Genomic DNA, 19639 nt, shown 5'->3' on the forward strand with positions numbered 1-19639 from the left:
CCGTGCTGGGAGGATCCGTCATGTCGTTCACCCGTCGAGACGTCGTCAAGGCCGGAGCCGTCGCGGCCGCCGCGGCGGCGCTGCCGTTCGGTCTCGCCGCCCCCGCCATCGCCCAGGGCGCGCGTCCGCGCCTCGTCGTGATCGGTGGCGGGCCCGGCGGCGCCACGCTCGCCAAGTACGTCGCGCGCGATTCGCAGGGCGCGGTCGACGTCACGCTGGTCGAGCCCAAGGAGCGCTTCGCCACCTGCTTCCACTCGAACCTCTATCTCGGCGACTTCAAGGGCTGGGACGAGATCGAGCACGGCTACGAGCGGCTCACCCAGGGCTACGGCGTCGTGCACGCGCGGCAAGCGGCGACGGCGATCGATCGCGCGGCGAAGACCGTGCGCCTCGGCGACGGCTCGGATCTTCCCTACGACCACCTCGTCGTCGCCCCGGGCATCGACATCATCTACGATTCCGTCGAGGGCTACTCCGAGGAGGTCGCGGAGACGCTGCCCCACGCCTGGCTCGCCGGGCCGCAGACGCAGCTGCTCAAGGCGCAGCTCGACGCGCTGGAGGACGGCGCGCAGATCCTGATGATCGCGCCGCCCAACCCCTATCGCTGCCCGCCCGGCCCCTACGAGCGCGTCTCGATGATGGCGCACGTGCTCAAGGCCAAGGGCCACACCCGCTCGCGCATCGTCATCCTCGACCCCAAGCCCAGCTTCTCCAAGCAGGCGCTCTTCGCGGCGGGCTGGCAGCGCTACTACACCGGCATGGTCGAGTGGCAGGACCCGAGCATCCACGGCGGCATCGGTGCGGTCGACGCAGCCTCGATGACGGTCGAGACCGGCTTCGGCCCCTACGAGGCCGATCTCATCAACGTCATCCCCGCCCAGCGCGCGGGCGCGATCGCCGTGCAGGCGGGGCTCGCCGACGAGACCGGCTTCTGCCCGATCCTGCCCGAGAGCATGCGCTCGGCGGTGGACGAGAACGTCACCGTGCTCGGCGACGCGACGATCGCCGGCGACATGCCGAAGTCCGGCTTCTCGGCGAACAGCCAGGCCAAGGTCGCCGCGAACGCCATCCGCGCCACGCTCACCGGCTCGCGGCAGTTCCCGGCGCGCTACGCCAACACCTGCTGGAGCCTGATCGCGGACGACGACGCGGTGAAGGTCGGCGGGCGCTACGAGCCGGCCGACGGCAAGATCACCGCGACCGAGACCTTCGTCTCGCAGCTCGACGAGGACGACGACCTGCGTCGCCAGACCCAGGCCGAGAACATGGGCTGGTACGAGGGCATCATCGCGGACATCTTCGCATGAGCACACGCCGCACGGCCGCGTCCGGCGGGGCCACCCGCCGGGCGCTCCTCGGGGCGGCCCCCCTCGCGGGCGCCGCCGCGCTCGGCCTCGCGGGCGGGCTCTCGGGCATGCCGGGCGGCGTGCGCCTCGCCCGCGCCCGGGCGAGCGACACGCTCGCGATCGGCGACATCCGCGTGCGGGTCGTCTCGGACGGGACGGTGGCGCTGCCCGTCTCCTTCACGCTGCCGGAGACCGACGGCGCCGACCTCGACGCGCTCTTCCGCGAGAACGGCATGGAGCCGCCGCGGGAGTTCGTGAATCAGACCAACGTCGTCCTCGTCGAGGCCGGCGCGCGGCGCATCCTCGTCGACGCGGGCTCCGGCCCGACCTTCCAGGCGACCGCCGGGCGGCTGACGGACGCGCTCCTCGAGATCGGCGTCGCGCCCGAGGACGTGACCGACGTCGTCTTCACCCACGGCCACGCGGATCATCTCTGGGGCGCGGTGGACGATTTCGAGGAGGGGCCGCGATTCGCGAACGCCCGCCACGTGATGGGCGAGACGGAGCACGCCTTCTGGACCGATCCCTCGACGCCCGACACCGCGCCGGATTGGCTGAAGGGCCTCGCGCTGGGCGCCGCTCGGGTGATCGACACGCTCGCCGATTCGCTCGAGCCGGCCGGTGACGAGGCCGAGATCGCGCCCGGCGTGCGTTATGTCGCCACACCGGGCCATACGCCCGGCCACGCCTCGGTGCTCGTCGAGAGCGCGGCGAGCCAGCTCCTGATCGGCGGGGACGCGCTCACCAACGTGCTGATCTCCTTCCAGAAGCCGGATTGGCCGCTCGGTACCGACCTCGACCGCGAGCGGGCGATCGCGACGCGTCTCGCGCTGCTCGACCGGCTGGCGACGGAACGCATCGGGCTCGTGGGCTTTCACCTTCCGTTCCCGGGAATCGGCTCCGTCGAAAGACGAAATGGCGCATTCATCTTCGCTTCAGGATGAGGCGCGCTATAAAGGCTGAGCTGGATCAGCTCCAAGCTCGACCCACATGCCCGAAGAGAGAGGAAACCAGCCCATGCGTAAGATCGCCCTCGTCGCCGCGTCGTTCGTGATGCTCGGCGGTATCGGATCCGCCCAGGCCCAGGACGCGGCCGCCGGTGAGCGAGTGTTCCGTCTGTGCAGCGCCTGCCACATGGTCGGCGAGAACGCCCAGAACCGCGTCGGCCCGCAGCTCAACGGCCTGTTCGGCCGCGAGGCGGGCTCCGTGGAAGGCTTCCGCTACTCCCCGGCCTACGAGAACCTCGACAAGGTGTGGGACCACGAGAACTTCGCGGTCTACATCAAGGACCCCCGCGGGGTGACGCCGGGTACCCGGATGGCCTTCGCCGGCCTGCGCAACGATCAGCAGGTCGCCGACCTGATCGCCTACCTCGATCAGTTCAACGAGGACGGCACGACCAAGTGAGGCCGCGGCGGCGCCGAAAGGCGCCGCTACGAACGCTCTCGCGAGACACGGAACGGCGGCGGGCCCCACGGGTCCGCCGCCGTTTCCTATTCCGCCGCCTGTGAGCGCCGGTCCTGCGCGTCGGAGAACTGCAGCCGGGCGAGGCGGGCGTAGAGGCCGCCGCGGGCGACCAGCCCCTCGTGATCGCCTTCCTCGACGATGCGGCCGGCGTCCATCACCAGGATGCGGTCGGCGGAGCGCACGGTCGCGAGGCGGTGGGCGATGACGAGCGTGGTGCGGCCCTCCATCAGCCGGTCGAGCGCCTCCTGCACCGCGTGCTCGCTCTCGGCGTCGAGCGCGCTCGTCGCCTCGTCGAGGAGCAGGATCGGCGCGTCCTTCAGGATGGCGCGGGCGATCGCGATCCGCTGACGCTGGCCGCCGGACAGGGTGACGCCGCGCTCGCCGACGAGGGTGGCGTAACCCTCGGGAAGCGCCTCGACGAAGGTGTCGGCGCTCGCGAGCCGCGCCGCCTCGCGCACCTGCGCCTCGGTCGCGTCCGGGCGGCCGTAGCGGATGTTGTCGAGGACGCTCACCCCGAAGATCGTGGGCTCCTGCGGTACGAGCGCGAGGCGCCGGCGCAGGGCCACGGGATCGGCCTCGGTGACCGGCACGCCGTCGACGCTCACGCGCCCGGCTTCCGGGTCGTAGAAGCGCAGGATCAGCTGGAGAACGGTCGACTTGCCCGAGCCCGACGGGCCGACGAGCGCCACCCGCTCCCCGGGTCGCAGGGCGAAGGACACGCCCTCGAGCGCCGGCGCCTCCGTGCGGGTCGGATAGTGGAAGCGCACGTCCTCGAAGGCGACGGAGCCGACGGGCGGGGCGGGGAGCGCGCGCGGGTGCGCCGGCGCGCTGACCCCGGGGAGCGCCTCGAGGATCTCGCCGAGCCGTTCCGCCGACCCGGCGGCCTGCGCGAGCTCGCCGTAGACCTCCGAGAGCTGACCCATCGCGGATGCCGCGAAGACGGCGTAGAGCACGAACTGGCCGAGCGTTCCGCCCGTCATCGTGCCCGCCAGCACCGCCTGCGCGCCGTACCAGAGCACGCCCACCACGCTCGCGGAGACGAGGAAGATCGCCGCCCCCGTGAGCATGGCGCGGGCGCGCACCGAGATCCGCGCCGCGTCGTAGGCCTCCTCCGCCGCGTGCGCGAAGCGACGGGCGGTCTCGCGCTCCATGCCGAAGGCCTGCATGGTGCGGACCGCGCCCACGGCCTCCGCCGCGAAGGCGGAGGCGTCGGCCAGCTTGTCCTGCGCGATGCGCGAGCGCCGGCGCACCTTGCGGCCCGAGACGATGATCGGCACGACGATGAGCGGCAGCGCCACGAGGACGAGGGCGGAGAGCTTCGGGCTCGTCCAGATCATCAGCGCGACCGCGCCGACGAGCAGCACGGCGTTGCGCAGCGCGATCGAGATCGAGGCGCCGAAGGCGGCCTTCACCTGCGTCGTGTCGGCGGTCAGCCGCGAGACCAGCTCCCCCGCCCGGCTCGCGTCGAAGAAGGCGGGGTCGAGCGTGGTCAGCCGCTCGAACACGGCGGCGCGCACGTCCGCCACCACCCGCTCGCCGAGGGTGATCACGAAGTAGTAGCGCAGCGCCGAGCCCAGTGCGAGGAAGCCGACGACGACGACGAGCATGCCGAAATAGGCGCTGATCAGGTCGCCCTGCGCGTCCGAGAAGCCGTGGTCGATGACGCGGCGCACGGCGAGCGGCACGGCGAGCGTCGCCACCGAGGCGACGACGAGGGCGGTCAGCGCCGCGGCGATCCGCCCCTTGTAGCGGGCGGCGAAGCCGACGAGGGGCCTGAGCGCGCTCAGGTCGGCGCGCCCGCTCTTCCCCTTCTCCGGCTTGCCCCCGGCGCCCCCGTTCTCGTCCGCCATGATGATCCCGTTCCTCGGCGCTCAGGCCTCGCTTGAACTCGTCCCGCCGCTGGGGTATAGCCCCGCGATCCCAGTCACTGGCTCGACATAACGTCGCAAGCCGTCGTCGTCACGCGGGACGCGCAGGCGACGGTGCGAGGAGGTTCAATCTATGCCCAAGGCCGCGACCAACCATCCGGATTACCACTTCATCACCGTCCAGATGACCGACGGAACGACGTACCAGACGCGTTCCACCTACGGCAAGGACGGCGACACGCTCGCCCTCGACATCGACCCGAAGACGCATCCGGCCTGGACCGGCGCGTCTCAGGCGCTGCTCGACCGCGGCGGCCGCGTCTCGCGCTTCAACAACCGCTTCGCCGGGATGAACTTCGGCCGCAAGTGAGCCGACGGGGCCTTCGGCGTCGCCGCGGCCCTCGCATCCCCCGAGATCGCCCGCGTCTCCGTTCACGCGTGCGCGCCCCGGCCGCCCCGCGGTCGGGGTCTTTCGCATCGTCGGACGTGTACGCGGCGCCCGCGCTTGCGCGCCCTCGTGCCGGCTGCTAACGCTGGCGCGCGCCGCCCAAGGCCTCCGGCCCGCCGCGCATGCCGGCTTAGCTCAGCTGGTAGAGCAACCGCCTTGTAAGCGGTAGGTCGTCGGTTCGATTCCGACAGCCGGCACCAGCGTTTTCAGGTACTTTGCGTGTCCGCGGCCCTTCCGTACGGACCACCCCGGCGGACGCGGTCGGACCGGGGGCGTTCTCGCGCAGGGCGCCGGCGTTCCGGGTCCGAGTTTCCGTCTCGGCCGCGAACGGCATGGCGGTCTCGCCCGATCGCCTATCGGCGAGCCGGCGTCGCGCGCGGGGGGGACGTCCGGGGGGCTCGACATGCGGCGCTGGTGGTACACCGCGATGGCGACGTTCGTCTGCGCCATGATCGCGACGGTCTGCGTCGGCCCGTCCCAGGCGACGGCGCTCGGCGCGCCGGGGCGCGGGTTCGTGGCCGAGGCGATCACCCTCGGCTCGTTTCTCGGACCGCTCGTTCTCGTCGTCGCCCTGGTCACTGCGGGGATCACGACGGCGCTTCGGCTCGTTGTCTCCAGTGCGGGCTCGCGTGCCGTCGAGATGCCGGCTGTGCGCTTTCTCCTCGGCCTCCTGCCGGTCGGGGTGCTCGTCGCCGTTCCAGCGAACGATTTCGGGGACATTCTCGGGCTGGCGGGAGCCTGGCTCGTCTCCGGCGGGGTCGGTGGCCTGGCCGTCGGGACGTCGGAGGAGGGGCGGGCGACGATCTCCTGGCGGGTCGTCCTGCTCGGCGGCGCCGTCGCCGTCTGCGCGGGATTCGCCATGGTATTCGTACAATCTAGTATCAATGCTCCATGACCTCTCCGCCCCGAGGATGCCGGAGAACATCTCCTTCGACGCCGCGTTCGACCGGCGGCTGCTTGTTGAAAACATTTTCCTATTCCGCTATGGAAGGTTCGTGTCGGTCGATCTCCTCGGGAGCCGGTCATGCGTTCGGCGCGGGCTGTGGGACTGTGCGGACTCGCTCTTCTCGCGTTCTCTGCCTCCGGGTGTGCGACGCGGGAGGAGTGCCGCGCCGAGGATTGGTCCAGCATCGGCCAGCGTGACGGAGCCGAGGGTCATGCGCCCTCGCGCCTCGAGCCGGCAGAGCTGGCCGCGTCGGCCTTCTTCGACCGGCTCGGTGCGCGCCGATGAGCGGCCGATCGTCTCCGCCGTGCGCGATCGTGCTGCGCGCCGCCGTGTCGTCCGCGGCGATCGCCCTGACGGTCGCGGTGTCCCACGCAGAGACGCGGCCGGCGCCGTTCTGCCCCGCCTCCCTCGGCGACGGCGCGGGCCTGCGATCCTTCGCGGTGTTCGAGGTCGTCGGCGGAGAGCGTTTCGAACTCGCGCCGGAGATCGACGGGGCGACGCTCGGATGGAGCATTCCCGCCGGCGCCGCGGACGCGACCGCTCTCTCGTGCGCGTACGAGGACGGCGCGACCGTCGAAATCACGCTCCCGCCGGGACGCGGCCTCGCGTGCACGGCCGTGTGGGACGAGGCGGCGGCGCGCTACGCGGACGCGCCGCGCTGCGCCGTTTCGCCCGCCCGGTGAAGCGGCGCTCGGCTCGCGCCGACGCCGCTCTCAGTGCCGCAGCCCCCGCTCCTTCGCCAACGCCGCGCGCAGCACGCGCCGCGCCGTGGCCGGCCCGAGCCGCTCGAAGGTGGCGCGGGCGTCCTCGGCGAGGACGTCGGGCAGTGCGCGGCCGAGCTTGGCGTGAATGAGGTGGTGCACCGTCTTCCAGCGGAAGTCGCAGGCCCGCGCGATCACGAGGATCGGCGCGTAGGTGGAGGCGTGGAAGGCGCGTGCCACGAATTCCACGGGCACGCCCTGGAGGATGGCGATGGCGCACAGGGCCTCCGCCGGCCGGCCGTCGAGGAGGGCGCCGAGCGCGTCGATCTCCGCGAGCCCGGTCTCGGCCGCGCGCGCCTGCATCGCCGCCATCGGCTCGGAGAACTGGCCGAGCAGCGTGCGCTTGTCGCCCCTCTCCGCGATCTCGGCCCCCACGCGAGAGACCAGCGCCTCGATCAGCTCGGGGTCGGCGCCCGTTTCCCGGGACAACGTGTCGCGCACGCGGGCGCGCGCCCTGGCGACGAGCGCGGCGATGCGCCCGGCGAAGGCGTCGTCGCGGGCCGCGAGCGCCCGCACCAGCGCGTCGTCGCTCTGCGCCCGCGCGACGAGGATCGCGGCTCCGTCCGCGGAGAAGGCCGCGCCCGGATTGCCGGCCGCGGTCGCGACGACCCGCCGCCCGCCGCGGTCGAGCAGGACGTCGGTCACGGCGTCGGGGACGGTCGCGCGCTTGGCGATGGCGGTGAGGTGCTCCTGCCCCTTGACGCGCGCGATGGCGAGGAGCGCGTCGAGGTCGAGGCGCGAGGAGCGCTCCAGCACCGGCCCGGCGACGCGGATCTCGTCGTCGCTCCCGAGGGCGAAGACGACCTTGCGCGGGGCGTTGGGGCAATCGGCGAAGCGCTCGGAGAGCGCCACGCGGGCGCGGAAGGTGATGTCGCCGACGAGCTTCTCCAGCACGTCGTCGAACAGCGCGACGTGGTCCTCCGACAGGCTCGGCGCGCGGGAGAGGAACAGCTCGGCCACGCGCTCCGCCGCGCGCCCCCGTTCCGCCGCGTCGCGGGCGGCGAGGACGCCGTCGAGATCGGCGAGGGTCGAGCGGTCGACGGTCATGGGTTTGGCGGCTCCATCGCGCCATGACCGTAGGGCACGATGGTTAACGTTTCGCGACCGCGGTCTTACGCTCCCGGTGTTCTCTCGTCGTCTCAGGCACTTGCGGTGGCGCCGGTCGCCGGCGACCGCCGTCCTCCGCTGGGATCACGCCCCCTGCAGGAGGGTCCGCACCTCCGGTGGCAGTGCGAAGGCACCGACGTGCACGTCCGGCGCGTAGTAGCGGGTCTCGAGTCGCGCCGCGGCGAAGCGTTCCCGCAGGAGCGGGAGATCGCCCGGGACGAGGTCGGCGTCCGAGGCGAAGCCGAGCGCGATCGGCCCGCCGGTGTAGGTCGGTACGGCCGCGAGGTAGACGGTCGCGTGCGCGAACAGCCGCGCGCGGAGGCGGTGCGCCTGCGCGACCTGCGCGCCCTGGAAGAACGGCACGCCGGCCTGCGTTACCAGCACGCCGCCCGGCGTCAGCCGGCGCGCGCAATCGCGGTAGAAGCTCTCGCCGAACAGCGCCGCCGCCGGGCCGACGGGATCGGTCGAATCCACCACGATCACGTCGAACCGGCGCTCCGTGTCGCGCACGTAGGCGAGCCCGTCGCCGATGACGATCTCGGCGCGGGGGTGGTCGAACGCGTCGGCGCCGACGAAGGGCAGGTGAGCGCGCGCGGTCTCGATCACCCGCGCGTCGATCTCCACGAGCGTGGCGCGCAGGGCCTCGTGCCGCAGGACCTCCCGCAGCACGCCCCCGTCGCCTCCGCCGATCACGAGCACGTCGCGCACGGCGCCGTGCGCGAGGACGGGCACGTGCGCGATCATCTCGTGGTAGACGTGGTGGTCGTGTTGCGTGAGCTGGACGATCCCGTCGAGCGCGAGCACCCGGCCGAAGCAGGCGTTGTCGAAGACGACGAGCTCCTGGTGCTCCGTCTTCTCGTAGTGCACCAGCCGATCGACCCGGAACGTCTGGCCGAAGCCGTCGTGGATCGCCTCCGCGAAGGTCAACACGGGATCATCCCGCGCTTGTGCTCCGCGAGCTGGATGCGCGCCGGCGCGAACGCCTCGCGCAGCACCGCGATCGCCGCGTGCGGGCGCGCGTCGCCGCACATGAAGATGTCGATCGCGGCGTAGGCCCGCTCGGGCCAGGTGTGGATGGAGATATGGCTCTCCGCCAGCACCGCGACCCCCGAGATCCCGCCGTTGGGCGTGAAATGGTGGAGGTCGATGGCGAGGAGCGTCGCCCCCGCGGCCTCGGCGGCGCGCCTGAGCGCGTCGTCCACCGCCGGCAGGTCGTCGAGACGCGATGCCTCCCACAGATCGACGATGAGGTGCGTGCCCGCGAAGCGCAGGCCGTCCTTCTCGACGAAATGATCGAGGCTCTCGTCGTGCCGTGTCGCGTCCGGCTCGGCTGCGACCGCCGTGGCGATCGGTGGATCGGCGATCTCGCTCCGCTGCGCGGCGGAAGTCCGATCGGTGCTCACCTCGTTGGTTCGAACGCCTGCGTCATGCAGGGTGAAGTCCATCCCCAATTCGGCGAGGCGGGTGTCTTCGCGCATCCCGTGCCCCTCCAAGACCAGCAGATGAACCCAGCCAGCTGTCGTGTCGCTTTCGGGTTAGGAGGGGGGTTGTGGCGACTTCGGACGGGGAGCGCAAGGGTGAGCGGCCGTTTTTTCGTGGTGGAGGGTAGGGCTGTGACGTGGCCCGGCCCCGGCATCCGACGCCCCGGCGATCATGGAATCAGCCGATGCGGAACACCAGCTCGGAGCCCGACCGTGCGGCATGGTGCCTTCCGCAGAGCTTCCGACGCCTTCGCCGCCGCGTTCGTGCCGGTCTCCGCCATCGAGGCGCTCCTGGACCTGCGACCGGACGCGTCGGCATCGCCGCGCGGCTCCGCGCCGGAGCCCTGCGAGGTCGCGCTCTTCGGCGAGGCGGGGCGCACGGTGCTCGGCACCGACGTCGGCAGCGAGCGCGCGGGGCGCGCCGACCCGGCCGCCATCGGGGCTCCTCCCGATTCCGGCGCGCGACGGCTCTGCTAGGCTTCTCGCCGTATGTCGTCGCTCGCCCCCGGAGCCCCGCCGTGGCCGCCTTCGTGCTCGCCCTCGTCCTGCCCTTCGCCGCGCTCGTGATGCGCGGGCGCTATCTCGCCGCCTGCGGCGCGCTGATCCTGCAGGCGACCATCCTCGGCTGGCCCATCGCGACCGTCTGGGCGCTCGTCGCCCAGCGTGCCGGGGACGAGGCCCCGCGCCGCCCGTCCGAGCCCTGACCGAAGCGCGCGACGCCCGCCGGACGGTCGGTCCGGCGGGCGTCGTCTCGACCGCGGCTCGGCGAGCGGCGTGTCGATCAGCCGTTGTCCTCGGCCTGGAGGCGGATCGCCTCGTGGGCGGACCAGAAGGGCGTCGCGCCGGAGACGCCGATCGGGGCGGGGGCGGTGAGGGAGCCGGTGACGTTCACGTCGGGCGTCACGCCGCGCTGCGCCTGGAAGAAGGCGTCCTTCTGCTGGGGCGCGTCGTAGAGGGTGACCTCGGTGGCGGCGGCGAAGGCGGGGCCGGCGAGCGTGACGGCGAAGGCGGCGAGGGTCAGGGTGCGGAGCGTCTTCATCTGGGTTTCTCCTGTCGAGGGTGCGGATCGTCCGGGTTCGGCGGAGCGGCGTGGCGCCGCCCCGTGGAGCGCTGCGGCGGGGCCGCGGCGGCTCAGTTGCTGTCCTGGGCCTGGAGGCGGATCGCCTCGTGGGCGGACCAGAAGGGCGTCGCGCCGGAGACGCCGATCGGGGCGGGGGCGGCGAGGGAGCCGGTGACGTTCACGTCGGGCGTCACGCCGCGCTGCGCCTGGAAGAAGGCGTCCTTCTGCTGGGGCGCGTCGTAGAGGGTGACCTCGGAGGCGGCGGCGAAGGCGGGGCCGGCGAGCGTGACGGCGAAGGCGGCGAGGGTCAGGGTGCGGAGCGTCTTCATGATCGTGTTTCCTTTGGTCTGGTTCGGGGGGCGGGAGCGATCGAGCGTCCCGTCCGATGCACCTGATTTCGGTGCGACGGCGCGAATTGCTACGGCTTCGTTCGCACGCACCGACTTGCACTCATGCAAGTAACGAACGGCTCCTGTGAGGCGCAGCGTGTGCGGGCGACGAGGCATGAATGGCGCTAGAATTCAGAATTATAAAGCGTTTCTACCACTCAAGCACGCCGACGGCATTTGGTTCCAGCTCGATAGCCTCCTCACAGGTCGCTCACGAATCCGTGTTCATGCAAGATATGGGCACCGACCGGGACGACCGGACCGTCCGCCCGTCGACTTGGATGTTCGGGCGCGCCCGCCATCCGGTTTCGGCCGGCGGCGGGAAAGCCGGGCGCGAACGCGATCGAGCGGCGGGAGGCCCCGCCGCTCGTCCGGAAAGCTCCGCGATGAGAGAGACTTGCGCCCGCCTCGCGGGCCGCTTCACGTCCGCGTGAGGATCACGCCGCCCGCAGCCGTGCGAGGAAATCGGCGACTCGCCCCGCGAGACCGTCCGCCTGCGCGCGCATCCGCTCGGTCGCCTCGCGGGCCCTGCGGGCGGCGCCGCCCGCCTCGCTCGCGAGCCGCGAGAGGTCCGAGACGTCCTGGGCGATGCCGTCCGTGCGCGCCGCCGCCGCCGAGATGCGCTCGGCGATCTCCGTCGTCGCCCCCGCCTGCTGGTCGACGGCGCCGGCGATGGTGCCGGAGATCGTGTCGATCTCGCGCACCACGCCTCCGATCTCGTCGACGGCGGCGACGGCACGCTTCGTCGTCTCCTGCATGGCGGCGATCTGGGCGGAGATCTCCTCGGTCGCGCGCCCGGTCTGGCCGGCGAGCTCCTTGACCTCCGCCGCGACGACGGCGAAGCCGCGGCCCGCCTCGCCCGCGCGGGCGGCCTCGATCGTGGCGTTGAGCGCGAGCAGGTTCGTCTGCTCCGCGATCGCGGCGATCAGCTTCGTCACACCCTCGATGCGACTGGCGGCGGCGGACAGCTCTGCGACCGTCGCGCCGGTGCGCGCGGCGCTGCGCGCGGCCTCGGTCGAGACCTCGGCCGCCCGGCGCACGCGCTCCGTGACGTCGCCGAGCGAGGCGGTGAGCTCCTCGGTCGCCGCGGCGACGCCGGTCATGACGCTGCGGCTCTCGCCGGTGTGGTGCGCCGCCGAGGTCGAGCGCTCGGCGGTCGTCGCGACGGCCGCGGCGAGCGCCCCGCTCGCGGCCTCCGCCTCGCCCGCGGCGGCGACGAGGCTCGCGGCGGCGGCGTCGATCGTCTCCTCGAGCGTGGCGGCGATGTCCTCCAGCGCCAGGCGCCGCTCGGCTTCCGCCTTCGCCCGCTCGGCCTCCTGCGCCGTGCGCAGGTGCTCCATCTCGCGCGCGTTGGTCTTGAAGACCTCGAGCGCATCGGCGAGGCGGCCGATCTCGTCGCGGCCGGAATAGCGCGCGGCGTCCACCGAATGGTCGCCCGCGGCGACGCGCTGGAGGAGGACGGTCATGGCATCGAGGCGTCGCGAGACCCGCAGCAGGATGAACCAGGAGAGCACCGCGAGGGCCACGAGTCCGAGCCCGAGCCCGACGCCCGCGAGCGTCGCGTCCCGCCGCGCCTCGTCCGCGAGCGCGCGGGCGGCTTCGACCGCGCGGGTGGCACCCGCCTCCGAGAGCGCGAGCGCCGGTGCGAGATGCGCGTCCGCCTGCGCGGCGAAGGTGTCGGCATCGAGCGGAAAGTTGCCGGTGCCGGCCTCCGCCAGCATCAGTCCTCGCAGCTCGGAATAGCCGCCGAGCCCGTCCGCGACCGCCGCCGTCGAGGTGCGCAGCGCCTGGGTGATCTCGGGGTGGCGGGCGAGGAGCCCGATCGCCGAGACGGCCTGCTCGGCGCGCTCGAAGGATTGCTGCGACTGCTCCACGGTCAGCCGGTCGAGCGGCCACTTGGCGATCGCGCCGATGAGCAGCATCGTGCGGTCGCGGCTGGCGAAGGCCTGCGCCTCCCAGCCGAGCCGCTGCATCGAGAGGCCGTGGGCGACGACGGACGGGATCTGCGCGCCCGCCGGCTCGGCCAGCGCGCCGATGTCGAAGAAGGTGCGCATCAGGTCGTCGTAGCCCGGCACGACGCCGTCCGCCGCGGGGGAGCGGCGGAAGGCCTTGAGGGCGGCCTCCTCGTCGAGCGTGGCGCGCAGGCCGACGAGCCGCTCCTCGGCGTGGCCGATCGCCGCCGCGAGGTCGTCGCGGCCCGCGATGCGCGAGACGCGATCCACGGTGGCGGCGAGATCGGCGAGCGCGGCGTCGACCCGGGGGCGCACGTCGCGGATCTGCGCGGCTTGCGCGGGCTCGAGCGGCTCGCGCAGCGTCAGCGCCAGCTGCGCGAGGCCGCGCTCGCTGGACACCGCGGCGCTCGCGGCGCCGAGCTGCGCCTTGACGGCGGCGACCTCCTCGATCTGCCGGGAGGCCTCGATCGCGCGCAGGTTCCCGTGCAGCACGAGCCCGAGCGACACGGTGAGCAGAACGGAGACCGCGAGACACACGGCCAGGCCGAGAGCACGGATGGACATCGGCAACCCCTCCTTCGTGACGACGGGAGGGGACCATGGATTGTCCTAAGGTTTTGCTTATCTATGCGTGCTCCGGCGCGCCTAACGTAACGTAAGAGTCGTCATCTGCGACGCCGCGTCGCGGAGCGTCAGGCGGCGCGCAGCCGCCCGACGAAGTCCGCGACGCGCCCGGCGAGGCCGTCGGCCTGGGCGCGCATCGTCGCCGCCGCCTCGCGCGCGGCGTGCGCCGCCCCGCCGGCCTCCTCGGCGACGCGGGAGAGGTCGGAGACGTCCCGCGCAACGCCGTCGGTGCGCGCGGCCGCGGCGGCGATGCGCTCGGCGATCTCGGACGTGGCGCCCGCCTGCTGGTCGACCGCGCCGGCGATCGCCGCCGAGATCGCATCGATCTCGCGCACCACGCCGCCGATCTCGTCGACGGCGGCGACCGCGCGCCCGGTCGTCTCCTGCATGGCCGCGATCTGCGCGGAGATCTCCTCGGTCGCCCGCGCCGTCTGGCCCGCGAGCGTCTTCACCTCGGCGGCGACGACGGCGAAGCCGCGCCCCGCCTCGCCGGCGCGGGCGGCCTCGATGGTGGCGTTGAGCGCCAGCAGGTTCGTCTGCTCGGCGATCTCGGCGATCAGCCGCAGAACGCCCTCGATGCGCCCGGCGGCGGCGGAGAGTTCGGCCACGGTGGCGCCGGTCCGCTCGGCGCTGCGGGCGGCCTCGCTCGAGACCGCCGCCGCGCGGCGCACCCGCGTGGTCACCTCGCCCAGGGAGGCGGTGAGCTCCTCCGTCGCGGCGGCCACGCCGGCCATGACGCCGCGGCTCTCGCCGGTCTGCCGGGCGGCCGAGCCCGAGCGCTCGGCGGTGACGCCGACGGAGGCGGCGAGCGCCCCGCTCGCCGTCTCGGCCTCCTGCGCCGCCGCCACGAGGCCCGCCGCCGCCGCGTCGACCGTCTCCTCCAGCATCGCGGCGATGTCCTCGAGCGTGCGCCGGCGCGCGGCCTCGGACGCCGCGCGCTCCGCCTCCTGCGCGGCACGCAGGCCCTCCATCTCCTGCGCGTTGGTGCGGAACACCTCGAGCGCGGAGGCGAGGCCACCGATCTCGTCGCGTCCGGCGAAGCGCCGCGCGTCCACGGCGAGGTCGCCCGCCGCGAGGCGCTGGAGCAGGTCGCTGATGGCGACGAGCCGGCCCGAGACGCGCAGCAGCATGAACCACATCAGCACGGCGAGCGCGACGAGGCCGACGCCGAGGCCGATGCCGGCGAGAACCGCGTGGAGACGCGCCTCGGCGGCGAGCGCGCGCGCCGCCGCGAGGGCGCCCTCCGCGCCCGCGTCCGACAGCGCCTTCGCCGGCCCGAGCAGGGCGTCCGAGCGGGCGAGGAAGTCCTCCGCCGAGAGCGGAAAAGCGCCGCTCGTCGCCTCCACCAGCATCCGAGCACGCAACTCGCCGTAGGCACCGAGGAGGCTGCTCGCCACGTCCTCGGCGGCGGCGCGCTGGGCGGGAGTGGTCTCGGGATGGAGCGCGAGCCGCGCCACCGCGGCGGCGGTCTGCGCGGCCCGGTCGAACTGCATCTGCGAGCCCTGCACGGTGACCGCGTCGAGGGGCCAGCGGGCCATCGCGCCGATCAGCAGGACCGTACGGTCGCGGTCGGCGTACTCGCGCATCTCCCAGCCGAGCCGCTGCAGGGTCAGGCCGTGGGCGACGACGGATGGGATGCGGGCGCCGGTCGGCTCCGCCAGCGCGCCGATGTCGAACACGTCGCGGGTCAGGGCGTCGAGGGCGGGCACGACCGTGTGCGCGGCGTTCGAGCGCCGGAAGGCGGTCTGGCCCGCCTCGGTGTCGAGCGCCTCGCGCAGGGCCGCGAGCCTCGCGGGCACGGCGTCGATCTCGCCGGCGAGGCCGGCGCGGGCGGGGAGCGTCTCGAGGCCGGCGACCGTCTCGCGCAGCGCGGCGAGCGCGGCGTCGACCCGTGGACGGACGGCGGCGACGTCGCCGGCGAGCGCCTCGTCGATCGGCGTGCGCAGGGTGAGCGCGATCTGGGCCAGCCCGCGCTCCGCCGACAACGCCGTGCTCACCGCGCCGAGCTGCGCCTTGACGGCGGCGACCTCCTCGATCTGGCGCGCGTCGTCGATGGCGCGCAGGTTGACGTGGAGAACGAGACCGAGCGCGAGCGCGAGCAGAGCGGAAACGGCGAGGCAGACGGCCAAGCCCAGGGACCGAATCGACATGTACCGACCCTCCTGACGGTTCGCCGTAGAGAAGAGCCGACAGTCCTGAATTTACGCTCACGGGATCGTCGCGATCCGACGAATTCGCATCACCGGACCGACGCGACACGCCGGACCGCGGGGCCGACGAAGCCCCCGGTCGTCACCGTCGGGCGACCCGGGCGGAAGCCCTGCGCGATGCCCGCCGCGGGGATGGCGACGAGGCCCGAGGGCGCCGCCTCGGAGACGCGCGCGGAGGCGACACGCACCGGTGCGGTGGCGGCAGCGGCGGGTGCCAGGCTGCGACCGGTGAACAGCGAGCGCAGCGCGCTGCGCTCGCGCTCCGGCAGCGCCGCGACCGTGTCCGCCGCGGGCGCGGCGCCGGGAGACGGCGCCCTCGCGGCGCTCGCGGTCGTGGTGGGCGCGGGCGGGGCGGCGATCGCGGCGAAGGCGTCGGCGCCGCCGCGCAGCGGCGGGATCGGCGCGAAGGCGCTCGCCACGACGGGTGGCGTGGCGGGCGGGGAGGCGGGGGTGGCCGGCGCGGCGCTCGCCGGCTGCCGATCGAAGCGCGGCGGCGGAACGGGTGCGAGGGCGATCTGGACGGGCTCCTCCGCCGGTGCGGCTTCCGCCGCTGGCACGCCCTGCGCTCCGGTCTGCCAGACGAGGCGCGGACCCGCATCCGCCGAGGCCGAGGCGGCCGCGGCGGACGGTGTCGCGGCGACGGTGCCGGCGCCGCCGAAGGCGGCCGGGCGGGGTGCCGGGATCGCGGCGAGGACGGTGGACGCCGCGGCGGCGGCGGCGAAGGTCGGCGCGGTATCGGTGCGCGCGGCCTCCTCGGCGAGGGCGGCGATCCGCGTGCGCTCCTCCGGCGCGACCGGTGCGAGGTCGGGCAGCGCCGGCCGGGCCGGCGGCAGCACGCTCGGGGCGGTGGTGAGGATCGGCGCGATCGGCACGGGCGCCGAGGGAAGCGAGGAGGAGGGAACCGGCGCGGATGGAACGGGTGCGGCGGCGACCGGCGGGTTGGGCGAGGCCGCGGCGACGCGGGTCGGCGCGGGCTCCGGCTCCGGATCGGGTGCGCGTGGCGCGGGCGCGGCGGGCTGGGCGCGGATCAGCGCGTAGCGCTGGTCGATCTCGGAGACGGCGGCGGGCAGGGCCGCGTAGGCCTCGTCGCCGCTCGCCTCGCCCTCGTCGTCGCCGAAAAGGGCGGACCACAGGCTGCGGCGCTGACCGCCGCCGCCCGCCACCGCGGTACCCTGCTCGCCGTGGACGATGCCGCCCGCGGCGAGGATCTGGCGACGGGCGTCGTCGTAGCCCGCGAGCGGGCGCCCGTCCGACGGCAGGTGCACGGTGCGGCCGTCCGGGAAGAGCTGGGCGAGCTGCGAACGCGTCATCCGCGGCCAGTGCCGCACGGAGCCGACGTCGATGTGCACGAAGGGCGTGTTCGCCCGCGGGTAGAAGCCGACGCCGCCGCGCTGGAGCCGCATGCCGATCGTGCGCAGCCGCGAGGCGGGAACGTCCGGCAGGTAGAAGTCCGTCGCGCGGCCCTCGACGTGCTGGCTCGTGCGCGCCACGCCGCGGGAGCGCGAGCGCAGCATCTCGTTGGTCGCCGGCGAGCGATAGGCGGAGACCACGTGAAGCGGCTGGCGCGAGCCGGACTGGCGATGCACCTCCCAGAGCGCGTCGTACAGGCGCGGGTCCATGTCGCGCTTCTGGTCGCGGCGCCAGTCGCGCATGATCCAGTCGAGCTGCCTGAGCGCGTCGCGGTCGTAGCGCCCGTTGCGGCGGAAGGTCACCGTGATCTGCTCGCGGGTGTGCATCTGCTTGACGGACAGGGTGCGGGTGTCGCCGTTGGCGATCGCGTCCTGGGTCCCGGAGGTGCCCGCGACGAGGAGGCCGAGGGTCACGGCGAGGCAGGCGAGCCCATGAGAAAGCCCACGGGAGAGGCCACGACGGATCCGGGAGGGGCGCTGAACGGTCAAGAGCGTCTCGTCTCTCTCATTCGGCGGTTGAAGGGACCGCGGCATCTCGGGTTCCGGCTGGCCGGCGAGGGCGAACTCGCCCGCGACCGCGTCGCATCCGGATGTTTCGAGGCAAACCGTTAAGGGGTCGTGAACCGAGCCGAGCCCGCTGCGCGAAGCAGCGACACCCGACTCGCCGCCTCGCGCGGACCGGGCGCCCCGGATTGGGAGCCGAATGCGGCGACGATGCGGCCGTCGGGAGACGCGCCCGAACGGCGCCGCGGTTTCGCCACCGCCGTGGCTTTCGTGTCACGGCTAGAGCCCGAGCGCCTCCCGCGTCCTGGCGTCGAAGCCGTAGATGTCCTCGTGGGGGACGACGCGCCCGTCCGCGTCGGCCTCGAGCGTGAAGTAGGCGAGATGCACGGGGACGTGCTCGTCGAGGTGCACGTAGCGCTCGCGCGACCCGATCAGCGCCCGCAGGCGCGCCTCCGGCCAGCCCTGCTCGGCGAGCAGCAGGTCGGCCAGCGCGAACGGGTTCTCGACGCGCACGCAGCCGTGCGAGTAGGCGCGGCGCAGCGTGTCGAACAGGCCGCGGCTCGGCGTGTCGTGCAGGTAGACGTGATGCCCGTTGGGAAACATGAACTTGATGTGGCCGAGCGCGTTGCGCGGCCCCGGCGGCTGGCGCACGGTGACGTGGTTGCCGGTGCGGATGACCTCGTACCCCCGCGCGGCGGCGTAGCCCGGATCCGCCCGCAGCCCCGGCAGGATCTCGTTGCGCATGATCGAGGGCGGGATCGTCCAGGACGGGGAGACGACGACGTACTCCATCTCGTCGGAGAAGATCGGCGTCTCCTGCCCCGGTTTGCCGACGATGACGCGCGACTCGTGCACGACCACGCCGGCCTCGCGCACCTCCATGCGGTAGGCGGGCACGTTGACGAAGACGGCCTTCTTCGCGCCGAGCTCCCGCGGCAGCCAGCGCCAGCGTTCCATGTTGGCGACGAGGTCGCCCTCGCGCCGCGTCGGGTCGGCGGAGGCGAGGGCGGCGATGGTCTGGTTGCCGACGATGCCGTCGACGACGAGCCCGTGCTCGCGCTGGAAGCCCTCGACCGCCTCGGCGAGAGCGACGTCGTAGACCCGCTCGTCCGTCTCGGCCGGCGCGTCCATGCCGAAGCGGGCGCGCAGGAGCGGCACGCGCGCGTCGCGGGCGCCGACGCGCAGGACCGGGCCGGGCGGCACGCTCACCATCGGCTCCGCCGGCGCGACGGCGGCGCGCTGCTGCGCCAGCGCCGCGCGCAGGCGGCGATAGCCCTCGTGCGGCGGGTTGTGGTCCGCGAGTGCGGCGGCGGGGTCGGCGGCGGCGGTGAGCCCCGAGAGGACGGCCTCCGCGCCGGGGATGTCGAGCGTCGGCGTGATCAGCCGGTGGAGGCGCGAGGGCTCGAGCCGCCCGCCGCGGGCGTCCTGCGCGTAGCGCACGAGCACGGCCGAGAGCGCGATCTCCGCGTCCGCCGCGCCGGCGGGATCGAGGCCCGGCCCCGCGGGGAGCGCGGGCGCGGGATAGGCCGAGGGGTCGAGACCCTCCGCGGCCGCCGCGGCGAGGACCCTCGTCAGAGCGCGCGCCGCGGGCGTCCAGGCGAAGGTCCCCTCGGGGGCCGGGGCGATCCACGCGGGCGAGAAGCCGCGCGCCTCGTAGAAGGCGCGCAGGCCCGCGACGTCCGCGGCGCCGTGCTCGAGCCCGAGATCGTCCGCGAGCCCGGCGAGCCGCCCGGCGAGCATCGGGCCGACGAGCGCCTCCGCGCCGATCGTCGGCGGCAGCGCGATCTGCGGGATAGAGCCCGTGCGCGGCGGGTATTCCGGCATCGCGTCGAGCGGGGAGGGCACGACGTCGGGGCGCGGCGTCGACACGACCTCGGCGGGCGCCGTGAGAGTCGGCACGGCGAGGGCCGCGAGCCGTGCCGGGCCGTCGTCCGGCTGCGCGTGGGCCGGCGTCGAAAGCCCCGGCGCGGCGGCCAGGAGCGCCGCGAGCGCCAAGGCCGGTGCGGCGGGGTACCGGGGGGGACGTGAGGCGAACGCGTTCATGCGGAGAATCCTGCCAACCTCGGC

Annotated in this window: 18 protein-coding genes and 1 tRNA gene; 9 read left to right on the forward strand and 10 right to left on the reverse strand. The window is 73.8% G+C overall.

Annotated features, from left to right (window positions below):
- The first annotated feature begins 20 nt into the window (after positions 1–20).
- From AB9M23_RS17765 to AB9M23_RS17775, 3 genes are all read left to right on the forward strand, one after another.
- Positions 21–1307: an FCSD flavin-binding domain-containing protein gene (locus tag AB9M23_RS17765; RefSeq protein WP_372425914.1), complete on the forward strand. Its 1287-nt coding sequence runs from the start codon at positions 21–23 to the stop codon at positions 1305–1307.
- Positions 1304–2290, forward strand: a complete 987-nt coding sequence (locus AB9M23_RS17770) for an MBL fold metallo-hydrolase (RefSeq protein ID WP_372425915.1) — start codon at positions 1304–1306, stop codon at positions 2288–2290. Before AB9M23_RS17765 ends, AB9M23_RS17770 begins: the two co-directional genes overlap by 4 nt.
- A gap of 73 nt (positions 2291–2363) precedes the next feature.
- Entirely contained in the window at positions 2364–2753 is a 390-nt protein-coding gene (locus tag AB9M23_RS17775) for a c-type cytochrome (RefSeq protein ID WP_372425916.1), read from the forward strand.
- 86 nt (positions 2754–2839) lie between these two features.
- Here AB9M23_RS17775 and AB9M23_RS17780 read toward each other — a convergent pair whose 3' ends face one another.
- A complete protein-coding gene (locus AB9M23_RS17780) occupies positions 2840–4663 on the reverse strand; it encodes an ABC transporter transmembrane domain-containing protein (protein WP_372425918.1) in 1824 nt (607 codons plus the stop codon).
- A gap of 151 nt (positions 4664–4814) precedes the next feature.
- Between AB9M23_RS17780 and rpmE the strand changes: the two genes are divergently transcribed.
- The 4 genes from rpmE to AB9M23_RS17800 all read left to right on the forward strand — a co-directional run bounded on the left by rpmE (position 4815) and on the right by AB9M23_RS17800 (position 6758).
- The gene (rpmE, locus tag AB9M23_RS17785) at positions 4815–5051 is read left to right on the forward strand and encodes a 50S ribosomal protein L31 (RefSeq protein WP_372425920.1); all 237 of its coding nucleotides are present in this window, start codon (positions 4815–4817) and stop codon (positions 5049–5051) included.
- Positions 5052–5253: 202 nt separating this feature from the next.
- Positions 5254–5329: transfer RNA gene (locus tag AB9M23_RS17790), tRNA-Thr, on the forward strand.
- Positions 5330–5532: 203 nt separating this feature from the next.
- The gene (locus tag AB9M23_RS17795; RefSeq protein WP_372425921.1) at positions 5533–6024 is read left to right on the forward strand and encodes a hypothetical protein; all 492 of its coding nucleotides are present in this window, start codon (positions 5533–5535) and stop codon (positions 6022–6024) included.
- A 332-nt stretch (positions 6025–6356) separates the two neighbouring features.
- Complete coding sequence (locus tag AB9M23_RS17800) at positions 6357–6758, forward strand: hypothetical protein (RefSeq protein WP_372425923.1); 402 nt, start codon at positions 6357–6359, stop codon at positions 6756–6758.
- 30 nt (positions 6759–6788) lie between these two features.
- Here the strand turns inward: AB9M23_RS17800 and AB9M23_RS17805 are convergent, their stop codons facing one another.
- The 3 genes from AB9M23_RS17805 to speD form a co-directional block, all read right to left on the reverse strand.
- Positions 6789–7883 carry a DUF2336 domain-containing protein gene (locus tag AB9M23_RS17805; RefSeq protein WP_372425924.1) on the reverse strand — a complete coding sequence of 365 codons (1095 nt, stop codon included), beginning with the start codon at positions 7881–7883 and terminating at the stop codon, positions 6789–6791.
- A 144-nt stretch (positions 7884–8027) separates the two neighbouring features.
- Positions 8028–8873 carry a polyamine aminopropyltransferase gene (gene speE / locus AB9M23_RS17810; protein ID WP_372425926.1) on the reverse strand — a complete coding sequence of 282 codons (846 nt, stop codon included), beginning with the start codon at positions 8871–8873 and terminating at the stop codon, positions 8028–8030.
- Entirely contained in the window at positions 8867–9421 is a 555-nt protein-coding gene (gene speD / locus AB9M23_RS17815; protein WP_372425927.1) for an adenosylmethionine decarboxylase, read from the reverse strand. Before speD ends, speE begins: the two co-directional genes overlap by 7 nt.
- A 216-nt stretch (positions 9422–9637) precedes the next feature.
- Between speD and AB9M23_RS17820 the strand changes: the two genes are divergently transcribed.
- Positions 9638–9901, forward strand: coding sequence for a hypothetical protein (locus tag AB9M23_RS17820; protein ID WP_372425928.1), 264 nt, complete (start codon positions 9638–9640; stop codon positions 9899–9901).
- Positions 9902–9942: 41 nt separating this feature from the next.
- Positions 9943–10128: a hypothetical protein gene (locus AB9M23_RS17825; protein WP_372425929.1), complete on the forward strand. Its 186-nt coding sequence runs from the start codon at positions 9943–9945 to the stop codon at positions 10126–10128.
- Positions 10129–10205: 77 nt separating this feature from the next.
- Here AB9M23_RS17825 and AB9M23_RS17830 read toward each other — a convergent pair whose 3' ends face one another.
- The 6 genes from AB9M23_RS17830 to AB9M23_RS17855 form a co-directional block, all read right to left on the reverse strand.
- The gene (locus AB9M23_RS17830) at positions 10206–10463 is read right to left on the reverse strand and encodes a hypothetical protein (RefSeq protein WP_372425930.1); all 258 of its coding nucleotides are present in this window, start codon (positions 10461–10463) and stop codon (positions 10206–10208) included.
- 92 nt (positions 10464–10555) lie between these two features.
- Positions 10556–10813 carry a hypothetical protein gene (locus AB9M23_RS17835; protein ID WP_372425931.1) on the reverse strand — a complete coding sequence of 86 codons (258 nt, stop codon included), beginning with the start codon at positions 10811–10813 and terminating at the stop codon, positions 10556–10558.
- A gap of 497 nt (positions 10814–11310) precedes the next feature.
- Complete coding sequence (locus AB9M23_RS17840) at positions 11311–13389, reverse strand: methyl-accepting chemotaxis protein (RefSeq protein WP_372425932.1); 2079 nt, start codon at positions 13387–13389, stop codon at positions 11311–11313.
- Positions 13390–13517: 128 nt separating this feature from the next.
- Positions 13518–15599, reverse strand: coding sequence for a methyl-accepting chemotaxis protein (locus AB9M23_RS17845; RefSeq protein WP_372425933.1), 2082 nt, complete (start codon positions 15597–15599; stop codon positions 13518–13520).
- A gap of 89 nt (positions 15600–15688) precedes the next feature.
- Positions 15689–17557, reverse strand: a complete 1869-nt coding sequence (locus tag AB9M23_RS17850) for a peptidoglycan L,D-endopeptidase MepK (RefSeq protein WP_372425934.1) — start codon at positions 17555–17557, stop codon at positions 15689–15691.
- 294 nt (positions 17558–17851) lie between these two features.
- Positions 17852–19615, reverse strand: coding sequence for a L,D-transpeptidase family protein (locus AB9M23_RS17855; protein ID WP_372425935.1), 1764 nt, complete (start codon positions 19613–19615; stop codon positions 17852–17854).
- Positions 19616–19639 lie beyond the last annotated feature (24 nt).

This window comes from Salinarimonas chemoclinalis, from assembly GCF_041514305.1.
Lineage (GTDB): Bacteria > Pseudomonadota > Alphaproteobacteria > Rhizobiales > Beijerinckiaceae > Salinarimonas > Salinarimonas chemoclinalis.